Source organism: Siphonobacter sp. SORGH_AS_1065 (assembly GCF_030818595.1).
GTDB lineage: Bacteria > Bacteroidota > Bacteroidia > Cytophagales > Spirosomataceae > Siphonobacter.
On sequence record NZ_JAUTAM010000004.1, the window covers coordinates 2,711,008 to 2,737,433 of the forward strand.

At 46.8% G+C, this 26,426-nt stretch carries 18 protein-coding genes; 5 read left to right on the forward strand and 13 right to left on the reverse strand.

All coding sequences use genetic code 11. The features are described 5' to 3' along the window. Positions 1-83: 83 nt before the first annotated feature. The 3 genes from atpC to QE390_RS11970 all read left to right on the forward strand — a co-directional run bounded on the left by atpC (position 84) and on the right by QE390_RS11970 (position 1,707). The gene (gene atpC, locus QE390_RS11960; RefSeq protein ID WP_106636192.1) at positions 84-326 is read left to right on the forward strand and encodes an ATP synthase F1 subunit epsilon; all 243 of its coding nucleotides are present in this window, start codon (positions 84-86) and stop codon (positions 324-326) included. Between the two features lie 135 nt (positions 327-461). Further along, positions 462-1,052 carry a hypothetical protein gene (locus QE390_RS11965; protein ID WP_307142305.1) on the forward strand — a complete coding sequence of 197 codons (591 nt, stop codon included), beginning with the start codon at positions 462-464 and terminating at the stop codon, positions 1,050-1,052. 16 nt (positions 1,053-1,068) lie between these two features. Continuing rightward, entirely contained in the window at positions 1,069-1,707 is a 639-nt protein-coding gene (locus QE390_RS11970) for an OmpA family protein (RefSeq protein ID WP_307142306.1), read from the forward strand. 384 nt (positions 1,708-2,091) lie between these two features. Here QE390_RS11970 and QE390_RS11975 read toward each other — a convergent pair whose 3' ends face one another. The 9 genes from QE390_RS11975 to proS form a co-directional block, all read right to left on the reverse strand. Further along, complete coding sequence (locus QE390_RS11975; protein ID WP_307142307.1) at positions 2,092-3,744, reverse strand: hypothetical protein; 1,653 nt, start codon at positions 3,742-3,744, stop codon at positions 2,092-2,094. 66 nt (positions 3,745-3,810) lie between these two features. After that, entirely contained in the window at positions 3,811-6,288 is a 2,478-nt protein-coding gene (locus QE390_RS11980; protein ID WP_307142308.1) for a hypothetical protein, read from the reverse strand. Between the two features lie 276 nt (positions 6,289-6,564). After that, complete coding sequence (locus QE390_RS11985) at positions 6,565-6,735, reverse strand: twin-arginine translocase TatA/TatE family subunit (RefSeq protein ID WP_106636198.1); 171 nt, start codon at positions 6,733-6,735, stop codon at positions 6,565-6,567. Between the two features lie 163 nt (positions 6,736-6,898). Next, on the reverse strand, positions 6,899-8,269 hold the full coding sequence (locus QE390_RS11990; protein WP_307142309.1) for a TolC family protein: 1,371 nt from the start codon (positions 8,267-8,269) through the stop codon (positions 6,899-6,901). A gap of 80 nt (positions 8,270-8,349) precedes the next feature. Further along, on the reverse strand, positions 8,350-9,717 hold the full coding sequence (locus tag QE390_RS11995; protein ID WP_106636200.1) for an HlyD family secretion protein: 1,368 nt from the start codon (positions 9,715-9,717) through the stop codon (positions 8,350-8,352). 71 nt (positions 9,718-9,788) lie between these two features. Beyond that, entirely contained in the window at positions 9,789-11,915 is a 2,127-nt protein-coding gene (locus QE390_RS12000) for a peptidase domain-containing ABC transporter (RefSeq protein ID WP_307142310.1), read from the reverse strand. 1,377 nt (positions 11,916-13,292) lie between these two features. Further along, positions 13,293-15,752 carry a glycoside hydrolase family 95 protein gene (locus tag QE390_RS12005; protein WP_307142311.1) on the reverse strand — a complete coding sequence of 820 codons (2,460 nt, stop codon included), beginning with the start codon at positions 15,750-15,752 and terminating at the stop codon, positions 13,293-13,295. A 115-nt stretch (positions 15,753-15,867) separates the two neighbouring features. Continuing rightward, on the reverse strand, positions 15,868-17,382 hold the full coding sequence (locus QE390_RS12010) for a sialate O-acetylesterase (protein ID WP_307142312.1): 1,515 nt from the start codon (positions 17,380-17,382) through the stop codon (positions 15,868-15,870). 108 nt (positions 17,383-17,490) lie between these two features. Then, positions 17,491-18,963 (reverse strand): proline--tRNA ligase, encoded by a 1,473-nt coding sequence (proS, locus tag QE390_RS12015; protein WP_106636202.1) that lies wholly within the window; start codon positions 18,961-18,963, stop codon positions 17,491-17,493. 229 nt (positions 18,964-19,192) lie between these two features. Between proS and QE390_RS12020 the strand changes: the two genes are divergently transcribed. Further along, positions 19,193-20,293, forward strand: coding sequence for a hypothetical protein (locus tag QE390_RS12020; protein WP_307142313.1), 1,101 nt, complete (start codon positions 19,193-19,195; stop codon positions 20,291-20,293). A gap of 153 nt (positions 20,294-20,446) precedes the next feature. Beyond that, entirely contained in the window at positions 20,447-22,093 is a 1,647-nt protein-coding gene (locus QE390_RS12025; protein ID WP_307142314.1) for an OmpP1/FadL family transporter, read from the forward strand. Positions 22,094-22,829: 736 nt separating this feature from the next. Here the strand turns inward: QE390_RS12025 and QE390_RS12030 are convergent. Genes QE390_RS12030 through QE390_RS12045 form a run of 4 tightly spaced genes read right to left on the reverse strand, consistent with a single transcriptional unit; the run spans position 22,830 to position 26,086 of the window. Next, entirely contained in the window at positions 22,830-23,351 is a 522-nt protein-coding gene (locus tag QE390_RS12030) for a shikimate kinase (RefSeq protein ID WP_106636207.1), read from the reverse strand. Positions 23,352-23,389: 38 nt separating this feature from the next. Next, entirely contained in the window at positions 23,390-23,980 is a 591-nt protein-coding gene (locus tag QE390_RS12035) for a hypothetical protein (RefSeq protein WP_307142315.1), read from the reverse strand. 1 nt (position 23,981) lies between these two features. Then, positions 23,982-24,992 carry a hypothetical protein gene (locus QE390_RS12040; protein ID WP_307142316.1) on the reverse strand — a complete coding sequence of 337 codons (1,011 nt, stop codon included), beginning with the start codon at positions 24,990-24,992 and terminating at the stop codon, positions 23,982-23,984. Next, on the reverse strand, positions 24,989-26,086 hold the full coding sequence (locus tag QE390_RS12045) for a BT_3928 family protein (protein ID WP_307142317.1): 1,098 nt from the start codon (positions 26,084-26,086) through the stop codon (positions 24,989-24,991). Before QE390_RS12045 ends, QE390_RS12040 begins: the two co-directional genes overlap by 4 nt. Between the last annotated feature and the right edge of the window lie 340 nt (positions 26,087-26,426).

Below are 26,426 nucleotides of genomic sequence, written 5' to 3' on the forward strand. Positions count from 1 at the left end.
TCTTGAGTTTAGGGTTTAGAGTTTTGAGTTAGAAATGAACTCGAAACCCTAAACTCGAAACCCAAAACTCCAAACTCCGGATCATGTTCATCGAAATTATTACTCCCGATAAAAAGGTGTTTGCTGGTGAAGCGGTTTCGGCTTCTTTTCCGGGCACCCAGGGTTCGTTTCAGATTTTGAATAACCACGCTCCTTTAGTGAGTACGATCGGTAAAGGTCCGGTGGTTGTCGAGACGAAAGACGGACAAAAGACGTATACAGTAGATGGCGGTGTCGTAGAGGTATTGAACAACAAAATCCTCGTATTGGCAGAAGCCATTCTGTAACGCTTAAGAAAAAAGACGAGTCCCGTAGGTAAGCTTTACCTGCGGGACTTCTTTTTTGCCCATTCCTGAGTAAATTTAGCCTGAAAATATTCAACCTGAATTTACGTTAATACCCGTATGTTGTTTGATTTAACCATGAAAAAGCAAGTATTCATCGCTCTATTCAGCATCTTGTTCGCAACTATCGCTCAGGCTCAGGTTACGCTAAACCCACGGGTGGAAGGTCGAACGTCCGAAGATGTGACGATTACCAAAGTGGAGTTGACTAGCCAATACACGATCATCTCCCTGCGGTATGAGGATCCCGTCCCAAGTATAAAAGATCGGTACCTGCGACGAATGAACCCCAGTATGACGGCATCCAACATTGCCATTGATCCGGAAAGTGATCTGCAAGTCAACAGTAAGGGTAAACTCTATTCGTTCAAGTTTATTAAGGCGGAAGGCATTCCGGTAAGGCCCGCCAAACGAGACGTTCGCCCTGGCGATGTGGTGTCATTTGTCGTGTATTTCGAACGACTTGATCCGGGACTGGAAGACTTCAATCTTTTTGAATGTCGGGATGGTATGGATAACTGGCACTGCTGGAATTTCTACCATATCCACGTAAAAAATCCGGCTCTTAAGAAAAATGCAAAGAAAACGCCTGCTCCGGTAGTGGCGAAGAAAAGAAGCGGGATCCACTATTCCTCCTCTAACCGTTTTAATAAGTGGACAGGTCTATGATGCCACGACCAAAGAGGTGATCGACGGACGGATCGTTCTTCAAAAACCGGGAGCTAAAAACGATACGTTGAAAACCATCAGTAGCACAGGCGTTTACCGAAAAAATGTGAAGCCCGCTACGTATCAGGTAACCGTCATTGCTCCGGGTTATGAGCCCGCTACGGCGACGGTAACTGTCAAGGAAAATGCGGTTGAGAAGGATTTTTACCTAAGAGCCACGGGGGCTAAACCCGCAGCGGCAGAAGTGACTCCACCGCCCGTTGAGCCTACCCCTAAAGAAGCCCCGGCGGAAGAATTGAAGGCTGAAGTAGGGGCCAAGGTTGAACTGAAAAATATTCTTTTTGAAACCGGAAAAGCGGACCTGTTACCCGAATCCATTGAAGGGCTAACGCAGGTAGTAGAATGGCTAAAAGCAAACCCAACGGTAGAGATTCGGCTGGAAGGCCACACGGATGCCATTGGAGATTCTAAAGCAAACATGAAGCTGTCGATTGATCGGGTCACAACGGTGAAGCAATATTTAGTTGACAATGGAATTGAAGCCAGCCGTATTGAAACACAGGGTTTTGGCGATACAAAACCATTAGTAAACTCAACTAACGATCAGCAACGAAGACAAAACCGCCGGGTAGAATTAATTGTGACCAAGAAGTAAGGTAATTAAAGTAGTAAGGCAGAAAGTAATAGAGGCCAGTGTTTCCACTGGCCTCTATTACTTTCTGCCTTGGTTGGTGTCCTCACCAACCACTGTTCATGGCTGGTGAGGACACCAGCCAGGGAGGAAGTAACAAAAATCGCGTCTGGCCGGGAAATGAGAATAATTTAGATAGTAACAAAATGGCCTCTTAAGCATTGAAATTTAATGGGAGCAAAGCCTCTTAAATTCTTTCCTCCCTGGTTGGTGTTCTCGCCAACTACTGTTCATGGCTGGTGAAGACACCAGCCAGGGAGGGAAAAACACTGAATATTAATCTATTAACCAACAACCAAAAACTATTAACTATTTACCCAGACGCGATAAAGTCGCGTCTCTACGGCCTTAGGGTTGAATTTTAAACCCATCCTGAAGGGTTGCTCCTCTCATACTCAACGCCGGATTATAGTAAGGACTACAGGGTAAAGCCGCATCCTGACAGTTACTCCAATACCCTTTGATGCCATGCACTACTCGCGGGTCGTCGTTGGCTACGTATAGTTGAAGCGGAGGCAAGGGGTAAACCGTCACGGAAGCCTTTGGATAAAAATCAGGAGTTACTAGGGGGGGAAACTGCCTTTTAAAGGAAGCATATACCAAGGCAAGGCTAAGGAATCCAACTGCTCCCAAACTGAACAGCTTGGGAACGGGTCTGCGAAAAGGAGCATACCCAATCAGCAAGGCGGCAACGATAAAGCCCATTCCGAACCGGAATTCTGGAGCATTAATAAACCAGAAAATTACTCCCGCAAAAGACATCAATAATAACCAGAACCAGTTAGGATATTGCATGAGAAACTGCACCGTCCGCTTCCACTGGATCATTGCCGCCAGCGGCCAGCCAAAGAGAAAAATAAGTAATACCTGATCGGGGAGTAACTGCGAAGCGAACCAGTGAGGTATCCAGCTAAAATCAAATAAACCGTTGACCGGACTCAATTTGGTTCCCCCAGAAAGATTAATTAAGCCTTGCTCAATAACGGAAGTTGGGACTTTCCAGTCAAAAGAAAACCAGTCGATTAATGGTGAAGTGGTGGGGTAAAGAATATAGCCCGTTAAAATCAAATTGGCTCCCAGCCACCAGAGAAGCGGAATAAGTCCGACCACGACCAGTAAGCTAGCCTGACGATAACTCCTTTTTCGAAAGCAATCAACAAATAGGACGACCGGAACCAGCAAGGCCATAAGCGTGCTCATTTTTATGGTAAAGGCCAGCAGCGTTAACCATACGATCAACAGGCGTTCGGACGATGCACCAGAGCCTTCTACTTGCCGGGTCATCAAATAAAAGACGAGTCCGACGAGAATCTGAGCGGGATGATCGGGACTGGGCGAGGCCAGCCGCCAGTGAGCATGCCAGAGAAAGAGAACCCCCATTCCTAGTATCAGCCAGTCGCTCATTCGCTGGGGTTTATGAAGAATGGACTTCAATCCCCACCCGAAAAGTACCAGCATCAGCCAACCATTCAGCACGTGATACGATTCTCCGGTAAGAAAACGAAGACTGAAAAAGGCTTCCGTCAGAAAGGAGGCGTTATTAAATCCAAAGCGATAATTAACGTTTGCCAGTCCGGGGACGACGGCATATTCCGAAATCCATCGAATCATCGGAGCATGGTACCCCCCCGTATCGGCCACTCGTGGCAGGTGCGTAGTACGGGTAAGAATGACCAGAAAGCCTAGCAGAAAGGTTCCCCAGAAATAAAGTGATTTAGGCAAAGTAATCGTCTGTATTCGAGTGCTCCAATACGAACGTCGATGGATTAACCAGCCCATTAATGCGATAAAAAGCCCTGCATGAACCTCCATTCCAATCGCACTGAAGAGCCAGAAATAACCTAATACATTGGTTAATCCGGCCCAACCGATGAAGGCTAGAGCGGGGAGTGGTAACTCCTGAGGAGAACGTCCCAAACGTTGGAAGGCTAGCCATACTAAATCACCAGCCGCGAGGCAGAGGATGGACATGTATAGCCAGAGGAGCAGGGTAATAAGCATACGGGTTAACTAAATGGAAAATGGCTGATGCATGCACCAGCCATTTTCAAGTGAACATTCGATGGATTATCGTTTACGAACTTCAATGACCACGCCCGCAATCACTAATAAAATCAGGGCAATGTTGGAAATCAGGTCGATGGTCATGCCTTTTTTCCAGACGGGAGGATCGAATTTGAACTCAATTGTATGGGTACCCGCCGGAACGCGTAAGCCTCGCAACAGATAATCAACCCGAATGTGAGGAACTTCTTTACCATCGATAAACGATTTCCAGTCGTTATTACCTTTGTAGAAAATTTCCGAGAAAACAGCCAGTTGTTCACTGCCCGCCTTGCTCTCGTATTTCATCCGATCAGGTTCGTAAGCAACCAGTTTAATCGAATTGGTAGAATCTGACTGGATGGAGGTTAATCCTTTCAAGTCGTTTGCGTAACGTTGATCAATGACCGCGGTCTGTTTTGGATTGAGGGTTTCCATCGCCTTCATTTCTTCGTTGGCATTAGGCACGAGTCGGTAATTCTGAACGAACCAGGCATTCCCCAACGCTTCCGGGTTTTGCTGAACCACATCCTGATTCGTTTGCGGATCGCGTTGAATCACATACTTGGCATTGAGCATGTTAATCACACCCATAAAGTTTTTCGGCAAAGCGTACTCCATTAACTCCGAATAACGCTTCAGCTTGGCCGCGTGGTAACCCCCGAGTGATTTATGGAAATAGGATACACTCGCATCGCTCATGAAGTAACCTCGATTATCCAGTACCCGGTAACTCAGCCCTTTATCCTGAAGAATTTGCTCGTCTACCGGAGTAGGAGTAATACGGGCCTGAGCTTCGCTCTTGCTGGAGAAATCTTTGTTATTAAAGTAACGCTTGTCAACGAAGAACAAATCGAAGTAAGCAATCACGCCCAGACCAACGATCAGAATAGTTTCCTTGATCTTATTCGTTACGTATAACCAGACCAGAGCCGCCGCAATCAGTACAAAAATCAGCGTGCGGAGAGAATCCGAACGTAATAAAGAACCCCGATCTTCGACCAGAGCCCGCAGAACTTCCGTACCGAAAGCAGGATCACCGAACATTTGACCTAACTGTACGCTTTCGTTCGGCTTGCGTAACTCCATGATGGAAGGCCCAAGCAACCATACCAACAAAGCCAAACCACCCGTCAGGGCCACACTGGCAAGCAAAGCCGGACGGAGTTGAGCAAAGGTGGGTTTACGGTCAATCAGGGTTTGTACCGCTAAAACGGCGAGTAACGCCACTAAAAACTGAACGATACTTAACGTCATGGTAACCGCCCGAAACTTATTATAGAGCGGGAAGTGATCGAACATGAAGTTACCAAAGGCAGAAAAATTACTGCCCCAGGCAATGAAGAGCATTAAAATTGTAGCTTCGGCAATCCACCATTTCACGCGGGTATTGACGATGAACAAACCTAATACGAAGAGGAAAAGCACTACGGCTCCGGCGTAGGCGGGTCCACCATTGATGGGTAATCCTCCCCAATAGGTATAAAATCCATTCTCTACAATTTGCTTGGCCTGAGCCGGATCCATGCCCCGTTGGGTCATGATTTTGTAAATCTCGGAATCCGTGGTAAGCGGCTCCGCCGAAGCACCACCGTAGACGCGGGGAATTAGCAGCGTTAACGTTTCACCAATCCCGTAACTGTATTCAAAAGCATAGTTATAATCCAGCCCATTTTGAGTATTTGCAGCAGCGGCGGCTCCGGGAGCGGCGGGTTTGGGCAGTGAAAGCTCAGAGGTACCCCGAGTGGTTTCCTTCGTATAATCCAGCGTAACCATTAAACGACCGCCATAACTGCCTACGCCCACAGCGGCAGCAATGGCCAGAACCACACCCGCCGTAGTGAGATTTTTCAGACGACCTTCCTTGATCTGCACGATGGTCTCCATAATGATATACGGAACCAGAGCCAGAGCGAAGTAATACGTGATTTGTAAGTGGTTAGCGGCCAGTTCGAGACAGACAAATAGAGCGGTAACGGCTCCACCAATCCAGTAACGTCCACGAAGGGCCAGCATCACCCCAGCCAGAATTCCCGGCATGTAAGCTAGTGCGTACATTTTAGAAACGTGACCGGCCTTAATGAAGATCATGTTGTAAGAACCGAAGGCGAAAGCTAGAGCTCCCACCACTGCCAGCCAGCGACGAACGCCCATGGTAGTCAGTAAGATGTACATGCCTAGCATCATCAGGAAAATGATCCGAATGGCTTCTGGAATGATGGATAGAGCAATGGAAACGGTTTTACCGACGAATGTATATGGGTAATCGCCTGCAACCATGTAGGCAGGCATTCCGCTGAACATGGAGTTGGTCCAGAGAGCCCAGCGGCCCGTGGCTTTGTGGAATTCGTTGAGTTCCTGAGCTCCGGCCTGAGCCTGCTGAATATCGTGCATGCCCAGAACTTTGCCCTGAAGACTAGGCGAGGCATAGAGAGCAGCCAGTACAAACAGAACCAGAACGGCGAGTAAATGAGGGAGTAACTTGCTAAGCGTGGATTTCATGCGTACAGAGATAGAAAGCACAAAAATAGAAGATACCGCAAACTGTGGTGCGTTATGGGCCAAAAAGGTTTGGCTAGCGTGAGATAATGTTGGATTACCAATTCAAGGCAGATCGCTATAATTCCAGCTCTTCTGCGTTGAGACGCAATGAAGTCGCGTCCAGATGCTCTTTCGGATTTATAATCCGAAAGCCGTCTGTGGTGGATTTGCAATCCACCAAAACCAAAAAAGTCAGCTCCACGATTGAAGCTGACTTTTATATGGTTAGGAGAGCAATTACTCTTTCCCTGGATTTTCGATGTTCTCTCTGATCTCGCGAGAAGCGTCTTTGAACTCGCGGATTCCTTTTCCTAGTCCCCGAGCCAGTTCAGGAATTTTCTTGGCTCCAAATAACAGTACGAAGGCTACAGCAATAAGTGCAACTTCGGGTCCTCCCATTCCAAACATAATGATGGTCGTTTTTAGTGAATAAGTTCTAGTTATAAAATTAGACACTAAAACCTTTGGTTGTTTAGTGTTCGTCGAAATTAAATACCAAAAATAAGCAAATTAGTTTCAAAACCATCCGGTTTTAAGGAGATGTTAAGCTTCGAACTTTACTAAAACGGGCTTATTGAGGGTTACTACCGGCGGCATACAGGCTGTTAGCCCAGGCTTTGGCGTATTTGGTTCGTAGCGATTCCGTCTTGATTAGCATGTCGATCAATTTCGTTTCCTGCGTGTTTACCAGGAATAAAGTACTCTCCCCAATAGTAAATTTCTGCTGTTCCGCTCGCACCAAAACCGCCTGGTTTTCGGTAGCCAATCGTTGAAATTCAGCCTGTTGCTGATAGGATCGGGCCTGATTAAAGACCTGACGTACCGTAGTAGCAATGGTTCGCTGAGTTTGTTGCTGATCAAAGCGGAGGTCCTGTTGCTTGATACGAACCTGTTGAAGTTTTCCGCGTTCTTTTCTCAGAAACAGTGGGAAACTAACTTCGGCTCCAACTTTGTAATTGTTGGTCATCCACCAGCCCGCATCGTACGAACCCATATTAACCGGCTCACGAATGAAGTTATAACTCACATTAACGACGGGTAGTAACTGGTTCTGCCGAAACCGTCGCTCGATGTCCAGTTGCTGTAACTTGAAATTGAATTTAATTAGCTCCGGGTGTTGTTGATTGGCCCGGGCCAGTAAGTTGTTCAACTGTTCTTCGGTTGGTTCGGGTAAGGTAACACCGCCCGGAATCGCATTCTCGGGTAGTTCGGCGGGTTCGTCGTTTGCTGTCCAGAGGTTATTGGAAATGCCCAGCCGCGTGTTCTGAAATTCCATGAGAGCCTCCTGATAGGACGCCTGCCGTTCCTGAACCGTAATTTTAGCCTGTACGGAATCAATCGGAGCCAAATCACCGATTTCTACGCGTTGCTTCACCGCCGTAAACCGAACCTGAGCCAGGTCTAACCCTTCCGAAGTAAATCGAAATTGCTGATACGCAAAGTACCAGTCCCAGTAAGTTTTGGCGGCATCGTACATGATCTTGATAACCAATTTCCGACGATCAGCTTCGGCAATGTCCTGTAATAATCGGGCTTGTCGAAGGGTAGAACGGCGGGCATCAATCAGTAACCCCTGGGCCAGCGGAACGCTCAGACCCGCGTACACTAAACCCGCGTCGGGTGTGCGATACTGAGGGTTAATATACGGACCCGTATTTCGATCAAAACCGGCCTTCAGGTCAATGCCCGGCCAGGTTGGGATCTTCAGCGAGTTTTCCCAGTGGTTGTAATACTCCCGGTCCTTGTATTCTTTTCGACTAAAATCCGAAGCCAGTTTAGGATCGAACATCCCCCGAGCCTGCATCAATTCCGTACGGGCATCCGCCGGAATCAGCTCGGATTGTTTGATCACGGGATGGTTTTTAACGATCAAATCCGCATAATCCGAAAAAGTAAAAATCCGAACCGAATCCTGAGCAGAAGCAAAACTGTAACTTCCCATCAGGATCAAAAGAAAAAAGAGCTTTCGGAAAAAATTCCAGTAACTGAACACTGAACACCGAAAACGGAAGCCTGAATTCATCATTTTTTACCTCCCTTCCCTTCGTAGTCTCCTTTCGGTTCTTCTTTCAGGCTAGGTGGGAAGCCATTCAACTGACGCCAGATTTCATACCATACCGGAACGCTATCCAGCATAACCCAGCCGTATACACCTGAGCCTAAACGTAACTGCTTAGGCCAGGGGTGATCCCGACGTTCTTCCAGCTTGGGTGTTACCAGAATCCGGTATTCACCATTGGGAGAGTTCACCTGGTCAATAACCACGACGCGACCACCAAACGTACCCACGCTGACCGAGGGCCAACCCGAGAATTGCAGAGCGGGCCAGCCGTCAAAACGAATCCGTACTTCCCGGTTTTTCTGAATCAGCGGAACGTCCATGGCTTTTACGTACAGTTCTACTGCCATTTGCGGGTTTTGCGGTTGCAGCGTACAAATCGGCTCGCCTTCTTTGATGGTTTCGCCCACCCCAGCTTTCAGAGTTTTAACGACAATACCATTTTGAGGAGCTCGTAATACGTACTGATTACGACGAACCCCGACATTCGCTACTTTATTCCGTAACTCTGAAAGCTCTTTGCGGCCATCGCCTAGGGAAGAAACTGCCGAACTACGGTCAGAAAGCGATTTGGCTATTTCTTTCTGATAATCTGCATTAATCGAGTTCAATTCGATGCGGGAGTTAATCAAATCCTGACGGGAAATCGCCAGTTTATTTTGGGCCGCAACTAATTTAGCCCGCGAGCCCTGAAAGCTTAATTCACGGGTTTCGAGTTCTGTTTTCGAGAAAAGCCCCTGAGCGTACCCTTGCTGGAAACGTTCAAAACGAACTTCGGCGATTCGGAACTGAATCTGCTCATTTAACACGTCTACGCTGTCTGATTGCACTTTCGCCTGGGCTTGCAATACTTTGTTTCGAGCTTTGTCCAGACTTAGTCGCAGGGCATTTCGCAGGGCACTTAACTGATTGTCAACCGCGTCAATTTTACTTTCGTAACCGTCTACTGCCGTTTCTTTAGCTCCAACCTGTTCCGTTAATCGCTCGGGCAGATTCGGGTCGAAGTATTCATCCTTAACCTCGGAAAGCGTCAGAATGGTATCGCCTTTCTGGACAACCTGACCTTCCCGGACGTGCCATCTTTCGATCCTTCCGGCAATAATGTTCTGCACCGTTTGGGGCCGATCCTGCGGGGTAAGGGCCGTCACCGTACCCGTACCGTTGATGTTCTGCTGCCAGGGCATAAACAGAACAATGAACAGAATGAGTAGAATCCCAATAATCCAGCGGGCCAGTTTGCGGCCCGTCCGGTGGGTCGAAAGCGTTTTTAGTGAATTGATTTCGATCTCAGACATATCTGGATCGACTCGCTTGGGAGATATATTCAGCATCTTTATAGAATAATTGACTGTGGGTAGTTTCTGTGTCAAACAGGTCTGTAAACTACACGGGAGCTAGGAAATCAATAAGGTCCGTCACTAACAATTTTGCCATTTTCCAGAATTAAAACCCGGTCGCAAGCCGACAGAATTTCAGGGTCGTGGGAAATGGTAATGAATGTCCAGGGATGAGAAGGATCGCACACAAACTTGATGAGCTGTATTTTTTCTTCCCGATCCAGTAATCCGTAAAAATCAGAGAAAATCAACAACTTAGGCCGCTCCACGATGCAACGGGCTACGGTAATCTTAGCGTTGAAACTTTCCGAGAAACGTTGTCCCGAAGACAGCATCTGAGTGTCCAGACCATTGGGTAACTGACTGATTTTTTCCGTTAGATTCAGACTTTCAATAACCCAGCGAACATCTTCTATGGTAATGTTTGTCCGGCCCATGGTAATGTTTTCCAGAATAGTACCGTCGAAAATTTCTTCGTGGGAAACGTTTTTGGCCACGGCGTTGCGGAAATCATTTAATTGAATGTCCCGCAACGAAAACCCATTTACCGAAATACTGCCTTCGTAATCATTCAGAATACCGCTTAAAACCCGGAGCAGCGTATTTTTCCCACCGCCGTTTTTACCAGTGACGGCAATGCGTTCACCTGCTTTGATGGAAAGGTTGAGGCCCTGGAGAATAGCCCGTTTACCATCGGGGTAACGATAGGAAAGATTGTGCGTCTGCATCGAAAATTCCTGATCACGAATGGGAACGTTAATACCCCCGGTTCTTTCTAGTGGTAAGTCCGTTACTGCACTCATTTTCTCCGTTGCTGTGACCAAGTCAAAAATCGTGTCAATACTGGTAATTAACTTTTCTACGGAGCTTACAATCAGGACGATAATGATGTCAGAAGCCACAAATTGTCCTAACGTAATCTGACGATCTACGACCAGGAAGATACCCAAAATCAGCAGAGCCGCGATGACCAGCGTTTTAAAGGCAACCATATAGTAGAAAATGCGGAGCAGGATTTTGAAGTGCTTCTCACGATACAGCAGATAGCGACTCACCAGATCGTCCATTTTCTGTAAAGGAAGATTGGTTTTTCCCACCACTTTAAAGCTATTCAGCGTTCGGGCGATGTCTTCCAGCCATTGAGCTACTTTATACTTGTACTTGGATTCATTAAGGCTGGTCTCCAGACCTTTACTGGCATTCACCCGAAAGATAAAGAAGATCAGGATAATGGTCATTACTCCGAAGACGATGAACATCGGGTGATACGCAAAGAGCAGTAACAAACCGAAGGAAATCTGAATGACGGCTCCTGTAATATCAATCAGTACTTTCGGCAGGGCTTTTTGAATCGTGAGGATATCGAAAAAGCGGTTCATCAACTCGGGAGCATAATACTTGCTCAGCGACTCAATCTTAATGCGGGGAATGCGGTAGACGTATTCAAAAGCAGCTTTGGCAAAAATGCGTTGCTGAAGAACCTCCACAATCGAAACCTGAACGATCTGTAAGATACCTGTGATTAAGGTTCCCACAATAACCAGAGCGGCTAGCAGGTATACGGAAGAAAAGACCAATCCTCCCTGAATCAGACCTACAATAGCCTGACTTCCCAGGGGTAAGCTCAAGGCGATTAAACCCGAAACAATAGCGTAAAGATAGAGGTAATAGATATCCCGACGTTCGTTTTTGAAGAGCTGTAAGGTGCGTCGCCAGGGGTTGACGTGTTCGGCCTCTTCGTTATTACCGCCTTCTTTCGTGAGCGGGTGCATAGGAAACGCCGTGAGAAAGACTACTTTACCATGTTTGTTTTTGACGGGATTAATCCCGTCTCCGGTGATGGTTTGCTCGCCCGATTCTTCAATCGAAAAATGGTAAGGCTTCCCCTTTTTTAGATCTTTTCCGGCAATGATGGGTCGATAACCATCCTCCGTTTTCTCGAAAAAGACAAAAGGGTGTTCACTTTCTTCTTTCCATTTCCAGAAATCGTCTTCGGTTTTTTCGTGCTTTACTAAAGCCAGATCAACGGTGAAGGCCTTTTCTGTTAAATCTGCAATGAAAGCCTCCAGCGATTCCGCCTGATAAGCTTTTGCCGATTCAATGAGATGTTTGGTTGAAGAATGAGTGAGCTTATCTGGGAAAAACAGCTCGGCCAGTTTCCGAACTGTGTGATTTAATACATGAATCGTCATAATTTTTAAAGAATCAATGCGAGGGTAGTAGTTGTACTAAAAACATGGGAAACAAAACTTCAGCAGGCTCAGAAATGAAAAGTACTAACATTCTTTGCCATTTACCATAACGACAAAACTAAATCTGGCGGTTCCTAAAGAAAAGATTCTCATCAACTTCTAATAATTTCTGGGGTGTTTGTAATGACGTAAAAACCCTAAAAAAAGATAGCCAGCAGTGGTGGATTTTGGCGTTTGAAAGGTTTGAAAACAGTTAGAGCAGGTTGATTTGGTTTGACTTTTATTTGATCTGGTTTGAAAAATAAGGTTTCAATAAAAGTAGTAAGCCTCTATCTACTTCTGGGGACGATTAGAGGAAGAGTTTAGGGTGTAATCTGTGGTTGAGAGTGAAAGGGAGCCTTATGAATGTTGCCTCCCCGGATTTCATCCGGGGCTCGGGGCTATTCGTGTTTAACCCTCTCCGGGGTTATTTGAAAACTATTGTAATAGAAACCCCAGCGGGGTTGAATATGAGTAGCCTCGGATGAAATCCGGGGACACGGTTAGTATGTAAGGTCATTGCATGCCTGAAGCAGACATCAACACTCATCATAATCGTCTGTCATTCAGAGCGAAGCGAAGGATCTTATGACCTTTGTCGTCTCGAGCTGGTTGAGTTATACGGTAACTTGACTAACCCCGCCCCGTCCCATTCCTCAGAAGGTCTCTCTCTTCGTTCGAGATGACAGGTAAAGAAATAAGCCTGCTACCCTCTGGTGTGAGTTTCCATCTCGTTCCTACCCTAAAGCAGGTTCCACCTCCGCAGTCGCTCGGCTCTAGCCGAGTGACTACCTGACTCTAGGCCTCTGGCCGGTAGACTGCGAACCAGTAGGGGGTCATCCAATAATTTTTCCCTAATCAAAACAGACTTGCTACCATCGGCCAGAGGCCTGCCAGACTACAGCGTCACTTGGCTAGAGCCGAGCGACTGCCAAGGAAGGATCTTATGGCCTTTGTCGAGCTGGTTGGGTCATGCGGTAACTTGACTAACCCCGTCCCATTCCTCAGAAGGTCTCTCTCTTCGTTCGAGATGACAGGTAAAGAAATAAGCCTGCTACCCCCTAGTGTGAGTTTCCATCTCGTTCCTACCCTAAGGCAGGTTCCACCTACCGTTATCCCTCAAGCCTGCAGAAGCCCTGATTCGAAATAGGGTCTTTGATTATAAATTTTAGACAGCTTCTGAAAAGTTCTCTTTGTAAGAGACTTTGGTAAGGGATAGAAAGCTTGAAAGGGTTTGAAGGTTGGATGATTACTCCAACCTTCAAACCCCTTACTCATTCAAACGATGTTCAAACAAAGCCAGATTTCTCAAGCAGAATCAAACTTCTCAAACGATAACTACTTCAAAGCACTAATCTCATAACTCTTCCCTTTCTGGGTTGGGAAGGTTAGCAGGTAATAGCCGTTTTCCTGTTGTGGTTTGGCAGAAACGCCTTTCACCTGAATGGGATGATCGGTCCTTACTTTACAGGGCTCTCCCTGAAGCGAAAGGATGCGACCCGATTGTAACTGACCGTCTTTCCAACGCATATCTACCTCAAAACCGCCGCGAGCCTTCAACCCCGTTACCCGGCCTTCAGACCAGGCTTTGGGTAACGCGGCTAATAAATGCAGCTCGTGCAGGTGACTTTGCAGTAACATTTCGGTCATACCAGCGGTACCACCAAAGTTACCGTCAATCTGGAAGGGGGGGTGAGCATCAAAGAAGTTAGGATACGTGCCGCCACCGCGTTGGTAGGCGGTGCCGTTTTCGCGGGTATAATGCAGTAATTGACGAATCAGCGAATAGGCATGGTCACCGTCGAGCAGTCGGGCCCAGAAGTTAATTTTCCAGGCTTTACTCCAGCCGGTTCCTTCGTCGCCGCGAAGTTCGAGCGAGGTGCGGGCAGCCTTGGCAAAATCGGGGGTAGCCAGGGGCGAGATCTGCCGACCGGGGTGTAAGCCAAATAAGTGCGACACGTGACGATGATGCGGATCTTCGTCTTCCCAATCTTTGTACCATTCCTGCAAGTTACCCTTGTGCCCAATGTGCAGGGGTAGTAATTTCTTCTTTTTCTCAATTAATACCTTTCGGAATTCTGCATCAGTGCCCAGCGTTTCCGAAGCTTCAATGAGATTCGTAAATAAATCCCAGATAATAGACATATCCATCGTCGAACCGACGGTTACATAAGCCCGTTTCCCATCGGAATTAATGAATGAGTTTTCGGGAGAAGTGGAGGGCGATGTGATGAGGTAACCGTCTTTGTCTTCGATCAGGTAACCTAACAAAAACGTAGCGGCCCCTTTCATGACCGGATATGCCGTTTCTTTCAGGAACTTTTTATCGCGGGTAAAGGCGTAATGTTCCCACAAGTGCTGCGAAAGCCAGCCGGCGGCTTCGTTCCAGTTGGCCCACATGGGATCGCCATCGCCCACATCACCCACGGCGTTAGAGGCTGCCCAAATGTCGGAGTTGTGGTGAGCCACCCAGCCGGGCAGGTTATAATATTCTTTGGCCGTCTGAACACCCGTCTTCGAAATGTTTTTCGTCAGTTCAAATAAAGGCTGATGCAGCTCGGAAAGGTTAGTAACCTCTGCCGGCCAGTAGTTCATCTGGGTATTAATGTTGATCGTATAATTTGAACTCCAGGGAGCCCGCATGTGATGATTCCAGATGCCCTGCAAGTTAGCCGCTGCACCGCCCGGACGAGAGCTGGAAATGAGCAAATACCGACCGTAATTAAAGTAAAGCGTTTCCAGGGAAGGATCTTTCGCTCCCTGAGAATAGGCATCCAGTCGCTCGTTGGAAGCTAAAGTAGAAGGTGTATTCGAATCGTTTAGCTGAAAGGTAACCCGTTTGTAGTACTTCTGATAATCAGCAATATGGCGGGCGAGTAACGTTTCATAAGCTTTAGAAGCGGCCTGATTCAGGTAAGTATCAGCTAACTTTTTTTCGTCTTTACCTTCGCTGTCGGGGCATTTGTCAAACCCGTTGAAACTCGTCGCAGTGGATACTAACAACACCACTTCACTGGCGTTTTTGACATGAATTCCAGCCGTATCCGCCTGAACCTGACCTGTTTTCGTAAGGGCTCGAACCTGAAACTGAAATCGCATGCCCTTACAACCCGAAGCGTCTTCGTAAATGATGGGTTTGCGTGAAGGCGAGTTATAGTAGTTAGGGTCTACCTGAGCAGGAGCTTTTCCATGGATAACCAGTTCGTTCGTGCCTCTGGAACTTTTACTGAACCGCAATGGGCTACTGCTCTGAACATCAAAAGAAAGAGCCCCCGGCTTGCTGGCTTTTAGCCGAATAACCATGACCTGATCGGGAGCAGAAGTAAAGATCTCACGGGTATACGTAACCCCATTACTCGTAAAACGGGTAGTGGCCAAGGCCTGATTAAGATCCAGATCGCGGTAATAATTCTGGGGGGAAGATACCGATTGAATAATCTTCAGATCACCCATGGGCATATAGCTCTGGGTATAATGACCCTGCATTTTCTTGAGCAAAGCCACTGCTTTGGGGTAATCTTCCGCCGCCAGAGCTTCCCGAACCTGCGGTAAGTATGAGGCTGCCTGAGGATTGACACCCGGCTGAACAGGCCCGCCTGACCAAAGCGTAGACTCATTTAATTGAATAAGTTCCTGCTCGGGGCGACCGAAAATCATACCGCCGATTCGTCCATTACCCACGGGCAAGGCTTCTGTCCATATTTCGGCGGGGGCTTTGTACCAGAGTTTTTCGGATTGTCCATAACTAACCAGCGAACTAGTGATCAGCAGGGAAAAGGTGAGTAACTTTTGAAACATAAGGCTGTGATAGGTAAAGATTTAGTTTTACGATTGATAGTTCCAGAGATGCTAAGCAATAGTTAAGTAACACAGAGAAAATAAACAGATAGATACCCTTTTGATGAAAACGATTTCATTCGTTCCATCCATCCGTCCGAAAGGGTGAAGCAGGTAACCCTTCTTTGTTGTAGAGATTCACGTCAGGCACTTGCGTCCAGCCGTAGCGAACCGCAACGGGATTGGGTACTCTTTCACTGAAAACAAGTACTGTCTTTCCCTTGATTCGGGCCTGAGCCGGCACGAACTTCTGATCGGCTCCAGCGATGGTAAATCCTTTCAACGCGGTATCAGGGGTTATTAGTCCCCTGCCTGTGTGACTGAATTTAAGGATAACCAGATTCCCTTTTACTCGCATGGACTCATAAATCGGGCCGGAGTATTCCATTTTTTCACCATAAGCCAACACCTTGGCTGCCCGGCTCAATCGCTCACCTACGGGCTTTTTATTCGTAGGATGAATATCGTTTGCGTCACCACAGTCGGTAGTCACGACCATCGCCGTATTTTTCGTCTTTTTTAAACTAATCAACTGGGCTTCCCGAATTTCGGGTGGCATCATCTTAAATGGAGCAATTTGTACGAATAAAAAAGGAAAATCCCCCTGCTGCCATTCCGACCGCCATTGGGCAATCAGGGCCGGGAACATGGTCTGATATAACTTCGACTGATGAGCATTATTTTCACCCTGATACCAGATTACCCCTTTGATTGCATAAGGAATCAGCGGCTTGAGCATTCCGTTATATAAACCGCTGACGTAAGATCCCTGCTGCGTATGGTAAGGCTGTACGGGGCGTTTGGGTAAGGACTTTTGCTCCTGAACCGCCTGTAAAGAATCAGTCCGGTATTTAGCCCAGAGGGGTTCCATTTTTTTATTCAATGAACTGACAGTATTGGGTTCGTATCGCAGCGATTTATCGTAGGCTTCTACCAGCTTTTTCAGTTCGGGCGTAGCTTCCAGGGCTTCCCGGCTCATCCAGTTTTGAGCCGGAGAACCGCCGTAAGCCGTCAGAATAATACCGATGGGTACCTGATAGGTCTTGTATAAGTCACGGGCAAAGAAGTAGCCCACGGCAGTAAAATCGCTCACGGTTTTGGGCGAGCAAACGACCCACTCGTGGTAGGTGTCATAAACCGGAGCCGGGGCGTAATTTTTGGTTAGGGCATATTGCCGAATTTGCGGGTAATGAGCCGCGTCGCGTTCTTTTTCCCAGTTATCAATCAGCTTCTGCCCTTCACGCGGGCCTAGTTGCCGCTCCATGTTGGACTGCCCGCTGGCAATCCAGACGTCCCCTACGAGTATGTCTGAAATAGTGATCAGGTTAGAGCCCTGAATGGTCATGGTATAAGGCCCACCGGCGGGTAAGGGTTTGAGTTTTACCATCCATTTGCCGTCTTTCGCCTGTGTCCGAATGCTTTGTCCGGCAACTCTTACCGTGACCGATTCATCGGAAGTAGCGGTTCCCCAAATGGGCACCTCAACGCCGCGTTGTAATACCAAATGATCGCTGAACAAACTATTCGGTGTTACGGTGGCGTGTAGCGAAAATGAGGGCAACAGGACTAAAGACAGAAAAGCCCATTTCATAGAACAAGTGTTTAGAGTTCTAAAACAAAAATAGCCTCTGCCATGTACAGAGGCTATTGAAATATTAGTTTTCATAACAACTGAAAACTAACCATAGAAAACGGTAAACTAGTACGCTCTGGCGAAGATGACGCGACGCTTGGAAGGTTTACCCGAGAAGATACAAACGCCTTCTTCTTCGGGCGAATCCAGAGGGATACAACGGATGGTTGCTTTCGTTGCGTCCTTGATCTGATCTTCGGTTTCTGAGGTTTCGTCCCAGTGAGCCAGCAGGAATCCGCCCTGTTCGATTTTCTCCTGGAATTCTTCCCAGGTATCGACTTTGAACGTGTTTTCTTCTCTGAATTTCAGAGCTTTGTTATAGATGTTTTGCTGAATGTCTTCCAGTAAGTTCTGGATGGTTTCAACGATGCCGTCAATGGCAACCACCTGTTTCTCCTTGGTGTCGCGACGAGCTAATTCCGTCGTTCCATTTTCGAGATCACGAGCCCCAATGGCCATCCGAACGGGTACGCCGCGAAGCTCATATTCAGCAAATTTCCAGCCTGGTTTTTCCGCAGAGGAATCATCAAATTTCACCGAAATGCCTTTGGCTTTCAGTTCTTTGATGATGGGTTCCAGACGATCATAGATAGCATTCAATTGCTCATCATTCCGGAAAATAGGAACGATAACTACCTGAATTGGAGCCAGTTTGGGAGGTAATACCAAACCCTGATCATCCGAGTGAGCCATAATCAACGCACCCATCAGACGCGTAGAAACGCCCCAGCTTGTTCCCCATACGTATTCGAGTTTATTATCTTTCCCGAGGAACTGCACGTCAAACGCTTTCGCAAAATTCTGACCCAGGAAGTGCGAAGTTCCCGCCTGAAGAGCTTTTCCATCCTGCATCATGGCCTCGATACAGTACGTCTCCACGGCTCCGGCAAAACGCTCGTTCGGCGTTTTGACCCCGCGAATCACGGGTAGAGCCAGCCATTCTTCCGCAAATTTAGCATACACTTCCAGCATTTGTTCCGCTTCTGCTACGGCTTCCTCTGAAGTAGCGTGAGCGGTGTGGCCTTCCTGCCAGAGAAACTCTGCCGTGCGAAGGAACAGACGCGTACGCATTTCCCAGCGAACAACGTTGGCCCACTGGTTAATCAGCAATGGCAGGTCACGGTACGACTGCACCCAGTTTTTATAAGTACTCCAGATCACTGTTTCAGAAGTAGGACGAACAATGAGTTCTTCTTCCAGTTTAGCCTCTGGATCAACGATTACTCCCGAACCATCCGGGGCATTCTTCAGACGGTAATGGGTAACAACCGCACATTCCTTGGCGAAGCCTTCGACGTGGCTCGCTTCTTTTGATAAGTAAGATTTAGGAATAAACAGCGGGAAGTACGCATTAACGTGTCCAGTTTCTTTGAACTTGTCGTCGAGAGCCCGCTGCATTTTTTCCCAAATGGAATAACCATAGGGTTTGATGACCATGCAGCCCCGTACCGCAGAGTTTTCAGCGAGATCGGCCCGTTTGACCAAGTCAAGGTACCACTCGGAGTAATCTTCATTGCGGGATGTAATGCCTTTGCTCATGGAATTTTTCTGAGAAATTGACTGTTAGTTAATTAAACTTAGTAGATTGATTGTCAATCGGTAACTAAGTGAAATCAATGCTAACGAAGTCAAATGTTAAAATTGTCGTTAATAAAAGTTAAAGTCTTTTTAGAGGATTGCAAAGATACGTTTTAGCATTAAGTTTGTAACAGTCGCAACGAATACTGTCACATTGAAGGTAAAAATTAACTTCAAAACCCATAAGATCATGAAAATGAGGAATGTTTCAAAATACCTGGCGGTAGCCCTTCTGGCGGGTGTTTGGGGATGTAGTCCATCTACCCAACGTTCCTTCGTGTATGACGACCTTTATTCTTCTTCTTCGGATGTCCGGGCCATGGCCTACAGTAATAAACAAAATGACGTTGTAGAAGATCAGACCAAAGGGCAGAACCTCGCGGGGAACGAATATTACAACCAGACACTGGCCGATAAATATAACAATCGTCATTACGCAGGAAACGGCGTATACGACAATCTGTACGGCTATAATAATTACAATAACAACTACGCCTATAACTCAGGCTTTGGGAACTGGAATCCATATGGATGGAATTCCTGGAATAGCTATAGCATGTTTGGCTCGCCTTATTACGGTGGGCTGTACAATGGCTTTGGTGGTTTCGGCCCCGGCCTTTCGATTGGTCTAGGCATTGGCAGCAGCTTCTACCGTCCCTGGAGTATGTGGGGCATGGGTGGAGGTTACTGGGGCAGCCTGTATGATCCCTGGTATGGCAGTAGCTGGGCTTACAATCCCTATGGCTTTGGTTATGGTGGATGGGGTAGCCCTTACTACGGTGGCTGGGGTTATGGTGGCCTGGGTTATCCTTATTATGGAGGGGGTTATTATGGCGGCGGAACAGTCATAACGCAACCTATTGATAATGGTAATAGCTCTTACAGCCGTCCAAGAAATGCTAACTATGGTCGTTCACAATCGGCTTACAATGGCGATTTTAACCGGAATTCAGCAAGTGTAGGAACAAATAATGCCCGTGGTGGTCGGAGTGCTTACAACGGCTCTTCTGATAACAACAGCTATTATTCACGTCCTCGACGTGAGACGCAAGGCTACTCTGGTTCAGACAATTCGAATAGCTACCGTAGTGGAAACGGAACGGTAGATCGTCAGAATAACACGTACTCACGTAGCTGGAATAATGACAACAACAGCCGTTCGAATAGCTGGAACAATAACTCGAATTCCTGGAATAACTCAGCTCCGGCCCGGAGTTACTCAGCTCCAGCTCCTTCCATGAATAGTGGCGGCGGTGGTGGTGGCGGAGCTCGCTCCCGTGGACCGAGATAATTCGCTTAACAAACTTTAACGCACATTAAACCCCGTTAATTCAACAGAATTGACGGGGTTTTCGTTATTTAACCGTGTAGTTGGCCTGGAGTATATCTGGCACTGCTTTTTCCGTAAGCTATTTTATATTTTGATCGAGCCTATATATTGACCATGAAACGTCTTCTCTATGTCGCTGCTTTGTTAGTAGTATCACAGGCAGCAATGGCACAGGACAATAGTTATGAATCATTGTCCCGTCTTTTTTCTCAGAGTAATCCACAAGGTTCGGCTCGTATGCAGGCTATGGGTGGAAATCACTCGGCTATTGGTGCAGATATTAGCAACATCACCGGTAACCCGGCGGGTTTGGGCTTTTACACTCGTTCAGAATTGAGCATTACCCCTCAGTTCAATCAGATTACTAATTCTTCTCAGTATCTCAATAACACGCAGAATAGTAATGCCAGTCAGTTTTCTGTTGGAAACCTGTCGGCTGTTTTTGCGGGAAGAAACCGTAATCCGGTTCAGTCAGGGGGCTGGCAGGGAGGAGCCTGGGGACTTGGGTATTCAAGACAGAATTTGTTCAAAAATTCAATCAGGTTTGGCGGACGTAACAACCAAAGCTCCATGGCTGACTATTTTGCTGAACTAGCTAATAACGAAGCTACGGGTTCACAGCAGGGGGTTGTGGTAGATGATTTTAGAAGAGATTTAGAGAATAACGGTAACGTTTTCGATTACCCAACGTCCATGTTTTATTATGGCCTATTGATTGATCCAACTAGCCAGAAGGGGTATCCCTATATAGGGACAGAGCAGGGAAAAGCTGCTAACCAATCTTTCCTTTCAACCAGTACAGGATTCACCAGTAGCTGGAATCTTTCTTACGGAGCTAACTATCGTAACAAACTTTATGTAGGGCTTGGTCTTTCCTTGGCTCGAATGAATTATACCAATACGAAAACCATGAATGAAAGCTTTGAAAACGCAGCAGCCATCAGTGGTTTTTCTTATACCAATGACTTGACGACTTCTGGGAATGGTTTTACCTTAAAAGGGGGCCTTATTTATCGTCCGAATGATGTGATTCGATTAGGCGTTTCTGTAACTAGCCCCACTTGGTATACCATTAGTGAATCAGCGGGTCAAAGCTTGCAAACAAGTCTGGCACGGCCTTTCCTGATTAATGCAGAAACTAACCCGGAGTATACCAATAATTTACCAACTGCGTTGCGGTCAGCGGGATACGGTATTAGCTATCAGGGAACTTCTGCATTAATTACTAGCGTACCAAACTTATCTATCCTTCCTTTTGAGTCTCGTTACCGACTTCGTACGCCTATGAGGTTGAACGGTGGTGTTGGAATTTTCTTCGGCAAATCAGGTTTCATCTCTGCCGATGCGGAGTACGTAGGATATTCTGGAATGAAATTATCTTCGAATGATAATAATGCTGATGGCGGTTTACGGGATGGCTATTACACAGGTGTAATCAAGAGAACCTATCGTAACGTTGTTAATCTGAAAGTAGGAGGTGAATACCGAATCAACAATGTTAGTGTTAGAGCGGGAGCAAGCTACTATCAGGATCCCTATCAGCAGATAGCTCAATTTAATAACCTGGATCGGAGTCGTGTTGTGTATTCGGGAGGGGTTGGTTACAAAACTAATAACTTCTACATCGACGGAACGGTGCTGTATAGTCAGCAAAACTCGGCTTACTCACCTTATATTCTGGCGGATGCTACTACCTACGCTTCGGCTCGTATCAAAAACCAAACGACCAGTGCCGTTTTAACCATTGGAACGTATTTCTAATTCAGAGTTACAATACAAGTAAAAAGACGCTGTGATCATTTCACAGCGTCTTTTTTATGGCCCCTTTGCAGTTGCTCGGCTCTAGCCGAGTGACGCTGTAGTCTGGTAGGCCTCTGGCCGATGTTAGCAAGTCTGTTTTGATGGGGAAAAAATTGTTGGCTGATCCCTATTGGTTCGCAGTCTACCGGCCAGAGGCCTAGAGCTAGGTAGTCACTCGGCTAGAGCCGAGCGACTGCGGATGGGGTTCTCCGAACGCAACAAGAGACCTTGGGTAGAATGGGGCGGGGCTGGCTTAGTCAAGTTTTTGCATGACCCAACCAACTTGAAAAAGGTCATAAGATCCTTCGCTTCGTTCGGAATGACAGACGCTGATGATCACGTAATGACGTATCCTTGTAGGTATGAGATAATTATCATTATCAACCGTATGGCCGCGTTGTCCCCGGATTTCATCCGGGGCTATTCATAATTTAACCCCGCTGGGGTTGTTGTTACAATAGGTTTACGAGAAATAACCCCGAAGGAATTCAACACGGATAGCCCCGGTCTGGATAGTCCCGGATGAAATTCGGGGACATTCTTCATAAACTCTTCCATCCAATGGTCCCCCAAAGCAGGGAGAGGCTTTCTTAATTTAGTTAAATCTTATTTTAGACAGCCTCTAAATTTTGTAATTAGTTACTACGCTACGGTCCTGTTATAAAATGTTGACTATCAGTTAATAAGCTGAAAACTATCAACTACTTATTACCTGAAGGTGCCTCAAAATTTCCAGCATCGTTTGCACATCGGTTTCTCCGGCGATGGTTACGTCTGCCTGTTCGTAGTAGTTTCGACGGTTAGCAATTTTAGTTTCCAGGGCCGCTAGTAACTCCGCCGGGTCTTCAGTAACCAGCAGAGGCCGATCATTTTTTTTGGTGTGAAGGATCCGGTCCGCCAGAATTTTCGGGGGAACATCCAGAAAAAGGCTAACGCCATTTTCCTTAATAAAGGCCATGTTATCATGAAAACACGGAACGCCACCACCCGTCGAAACAACCAGGCCCGCATCAGCCGGAAAGCTCCGAAGCATTTCACTTTCTACGGTTCGGAAATAGGGTTCTCCTTTTAAATTGAAAATTTCAGCAATTGTCAGTAACTCACGAATCTCAATTCGCTTATCCATGTCCACAAACTCGTAGCCAATTTCACGGGCCAGGCTTCGTCCCAGCGTGCTCTTGCCGGAAGAGGGCATACCTAGTAAAAAAATATTCTTCATGTAATACCTTTTAATTCTGTTAGGCTGGTTTAGAGATCCTAATCTGTTTTTGTAAAGTACTGTGGTAACCAGTATAACTTATGCTGTTGAACAAGCCCTAATTGATACATGCCCCGAGGTAAGGATTCCGTCATGAACTGAGCCGTACCACCCTGAAACAAAGGCTTACCCGTTTTCAGAAACTGAACCTTGCCATTCGGTTTAGCCAGAAAGGGAGCCAGCCATTGACTGTTCGCGGATTTCAGAATCAGATAAACCGGGCCTGAATTTAAATCAATCTGCTCAGATTTGACAGTAATAAGTTTTCCAGGAAAAGAAGGATCATACTGAAGGGCAAGGGTGTCTTTCAGAACCGTTGATGCCGCCGAATCAGGAATGGAAATAGCCGCTGGGAACTGGTAAATCTGTTTGGTAATGAGGGGAACGTAGGCATATTGAAAAGCCTGATTATGGAAAAGTAATACATCCAGAAATCTGCCATTTCGCTGCCAGTTGGAGCTTTCACAGAGGAGAGAATCCCGGCATTTAATCAGGAGCGGATACTTTTCGTACCAGGCTGAAATCCAGAAAAGAATGGAAGCAAAAATAGCGGCTACCCCCATGCTATTCCGAAGCGAAGGACGCAGCAAGTCAATAACAAGCAGGGTAGGCCGCCGTCAGAGCAAATGCGGCGTAGATCTGATAACGATCCGTAATAGCAATGCCGCTCCAGGAACGGGAAAGGGCTACGGCTCCAGCGGACATCGCCAGAAAAAGTAATAACCCCAGCGTTGATAAGGATAGCGTTTTGCGGGTAACCAATAAGAGAGACAGCACAAGAATCAAACTGATGACTAACCCTAATCCGATTGCTGGAGCATTGGCCAGGCTAAAGGCTGAGGTCATGCCGCCCAGAAAAACGGCTGCACATTTAATGACTTCCAGGGGCTGGGAAAGACTCTCTTTAATGTGCGTTTCCTGACTGGTTTGTAGGCCAACAAAATACAGGATGCCACCGACCCCGACGATCACTGCCCAAAGGCCAGCCCAGCGGTACTTTTTCTGAATGAGTAATACGAGCAATCCGGGTAACCAGAGGAACATGCCGTTTCCGCCCGAATAAGTAGCCGCCAGAGCAGCAAGAATGGCCAGAATAAAAGCCCAGGCCCGTGAAAACTGTAAGCACTCCAGAGCTAGTAATACCCAGAAAATAAGAAAATTATGTTGATACACACAGATCGTCCAGAGGGAATCTACGTAGTGAACAGGCTGAAAAATAAGGAAAGAAACGGGCACAAATAACCAGAACCGATGACCGCTACGACGAAAGGAACGGTATAATAAACCCACCGAAGCCAGCACACTTAGGTTTCCAAGAATAATTGTTGTGCGAAAATTCAGTTCGCCCTGAAGCAGAGTGGTCAGCCAGATCAATAATCGAGGCGTGGCAATGCGGTGGTCAATGTGCTGGCGGAAGGTATCCGCCCAGAACGTAGCCCAGGTATCGCTCGGTAATGAACGATGATGGATATACAGCATAAAAGCCGAATCATCCGCCCAGGGAAGATTAATTGCAAATGCATTCAGAAACCAGCCATAAGTAAATATGGGGATCAGAAACAAAAGGTAGGCAGGCCAAAGGTAACGAACGGAAGGCCTCATGGATTCACTTTTTCAAGGATGGTTTCTTTGGAAGGAACGCTGGCGAAGCTCCATTTACCCCGAACCGTACCATTGGATAACAGCCACAAACCGGGATTACTACGGACAATGGTTTTAAGAACCTTGAAATCAGCGAAATAATAAGGAACGGCTAATTGATACTCGTGACGGAAAGCGTTGAAATCGTCTTCGGGGGAGGAGGTAAGAATGGCGGGTTGCACGGATGATCCTTCCAGACTTTTCAGCAAAGCCCGAAGGTTATCAATCGTACTGAGATTGGCCTTGTTAACGTCCTGAATAATCAAAAATAAATGATTTCCCTGAAAAGAAGCCTGGGTGAAATCGGTGTCCCCATTCCATAAACGGTAGTCGGTAATGCGGGGGCCAGCCTCTGGATTGAGCGGACCAATCATTTCCTTGAACTGGTACGTAGTGTCCGTTGGATACTGATCAAATTCGGTTTCTTTGCCGTCTTTTGTGACCAGGTATTTAAAACGGAAGGGTTCCCGATTTTTCATGTTGGCAGGAATATTCTCACCAATGGCGTAAGCTAGCCCGTCGTAAGGCGGCAGGTAACGAACGGCATAAATAGCCAAACCGAGGCAGAATAATACGGCCAGAACCATTACTGCTGTAGTGTGGGTATCCCGGAAGAGGTTTCTTTGCCAGAGGACAACTAGTAATAATACCAGCAAAACAATGTCTTTCCAGAAAGAAGTCCAGGGCTGAAGCTTGATCATTTCTCCGAAACAGCCGCAGTCGGTAACTTTATTGAAGTACGCAGAATAGAAAGTCAGAAAAGCAAAAAAGGTGCAGAGTAACACCAGAAACCAGGCCGTTCGGCGTAGTTTCCACTGCACTAATAGGGCTACTCCGGCCAGAATTTCCAGCGAACACAGTACTATTGAAAAGTAGAGAGCATAGGGAACGAGAGCTTCCCAGAAGGCCGCCATACCGGAGAAATCCTGAGCAAAAACTTCGAAGTATTCTTCCAGTTTAATCTGGGTGCCAACGGGATCATTCAACTTGATTAATCCCGAAAAGATGAAAATGACACCAACCAGTAGTCGGCAAAAATGGGCAAAGATTTTCATAGGTGTTCAAACGCAACTTTGGAGGCGAAGCTGCTTTCTAATTCATCAACGGAAATCATACTCCTCGAACGGAAGTAGACAAAGGTAAACTCGAAGCATTTAGAAAGAAAGGAAAAGCGGACCTGAATGCACATTTCTGGTTAAGCAAGGTGAACAGAGCACCCGCTTAACGAAAGCCTTTTCAAAAATCAATTTGAACTAGATTGTAAAAAATAGTGTAAAAAAATCCACAACTTGAGGTGATGGTTCATATTATATCTAGCTATTTCCCCAGTTTTACGGTTTATTCCGGAATGGATTACCCCTTTAGACAAAAGTAGGGTCTCGGCTTCCCGCTGTC

Coding starts and splice junctions, on each gene's coding strand:
- atpC (WP_106636192.1), top strand. CDS start 84: ATGTTCATCGAAATTATTACTCCCGATAAAAAGGTGTTTGCTGGTGAA.
- QE390_RS11965 (WP_307142305.1), top strand. CDS start 462: ATGAAAAAGCAAGTATTCATCGCTCTATTCAGCATCTTGTTCGCAACT.
- QE390_RS11975 (WP_307142307.1), bottom strand. CDS start 3,744: ATGCTTATTACCCTGCTCCTCTGGCTATACATGTCCATCCTCTGCCTC.
- QE390_RS11980 (WP_307142308.1), bottom strand. CDS start 6,288: ATGAAATCCACGCTTAGCAAGTTACTCCCTCATTTACTCGCCGTTCTG.
- QE390_RS11985 (WP_106636198.1), bottom strand. CDS start 6,735: ATGTTTGGAATGGGAGGACCCGAAGTTGCACTTATTGCTGTAGCCTTC.
- QE390_RS11990 (WP_307142309.1), bottom strand. CDS start 8,269: ATGGGAAGTTACAGTTTTGCTTCTGCTCAGGATTCGGTTCGGATTTTT.
- QE390_RS11995 (WP_106636200.1), bottom strand. CDS start 9,717: ATGCTGAATATATCTCCCAAGCGAGTCGATCCAGATATGTCTGAGATC.
- QE390_RS12000 (WP_307142310.1), bottom strand. CDS start 11,915: ATGACGATTCATGTATTAAATCACACAGTTCGGAAACTGGCCGAGCTG.
- QE390_RS12005 (WP_307142311.1), bottom strand. CDS start 15,752: ATGTTTCAAAAGTTACTCACCTTTTCCCTGCTGATCACTAGTTCGCTG.
- QE390_RS12010 (WP_307142312.1), bottom strand. CDS start 17,382: ATGAAATGGGCTTTTCTGTCTTTAGTCCTGTTGCCCTCATTTTCGCTA.
- proS (WP_106636202.1), bottom strand. CDS start 18,963: ATGAGCAAAGGCATTACATCCCGCAATGAAGATTACTCCGAGTGGTAC.
- QE390_RS12020 (WP_307142313.1), top strand. CDS start 19,193: ATGAAAATGAGGAATGTTTCAAAATACCTGGCGGTAGCCCTTCTGGCG.
- QE390_RS12025 (WP_307142314.1), top strand. CDS start 20,447: ATGAAACGTCTTCTCTATGTCGCTGCTTTGTTAGTAGTATCACAGGCA.
- QE390_RS12030 (WP_106636207.1), bottom strand. CDS start 23,351: ATGAAGAATATTTTTTTACTAGGTATGCCCTCTTCCGGCAAGAGCACG.
- QE390_RS12040 (WP_307142316.1), bottom strand. CDS start 24,992: ATGAGGCCTTCCGTTCGTTACCTTTGGCCTGCCTACCTTTTGTTTCTG.
- QE390_RS12045 (WP_307142317.1), bottom strand. CDS start 26,086: ATGAAAATCTTTGCCCATTTTTGCCGACTACTGGTTGGTGTCATTTTC.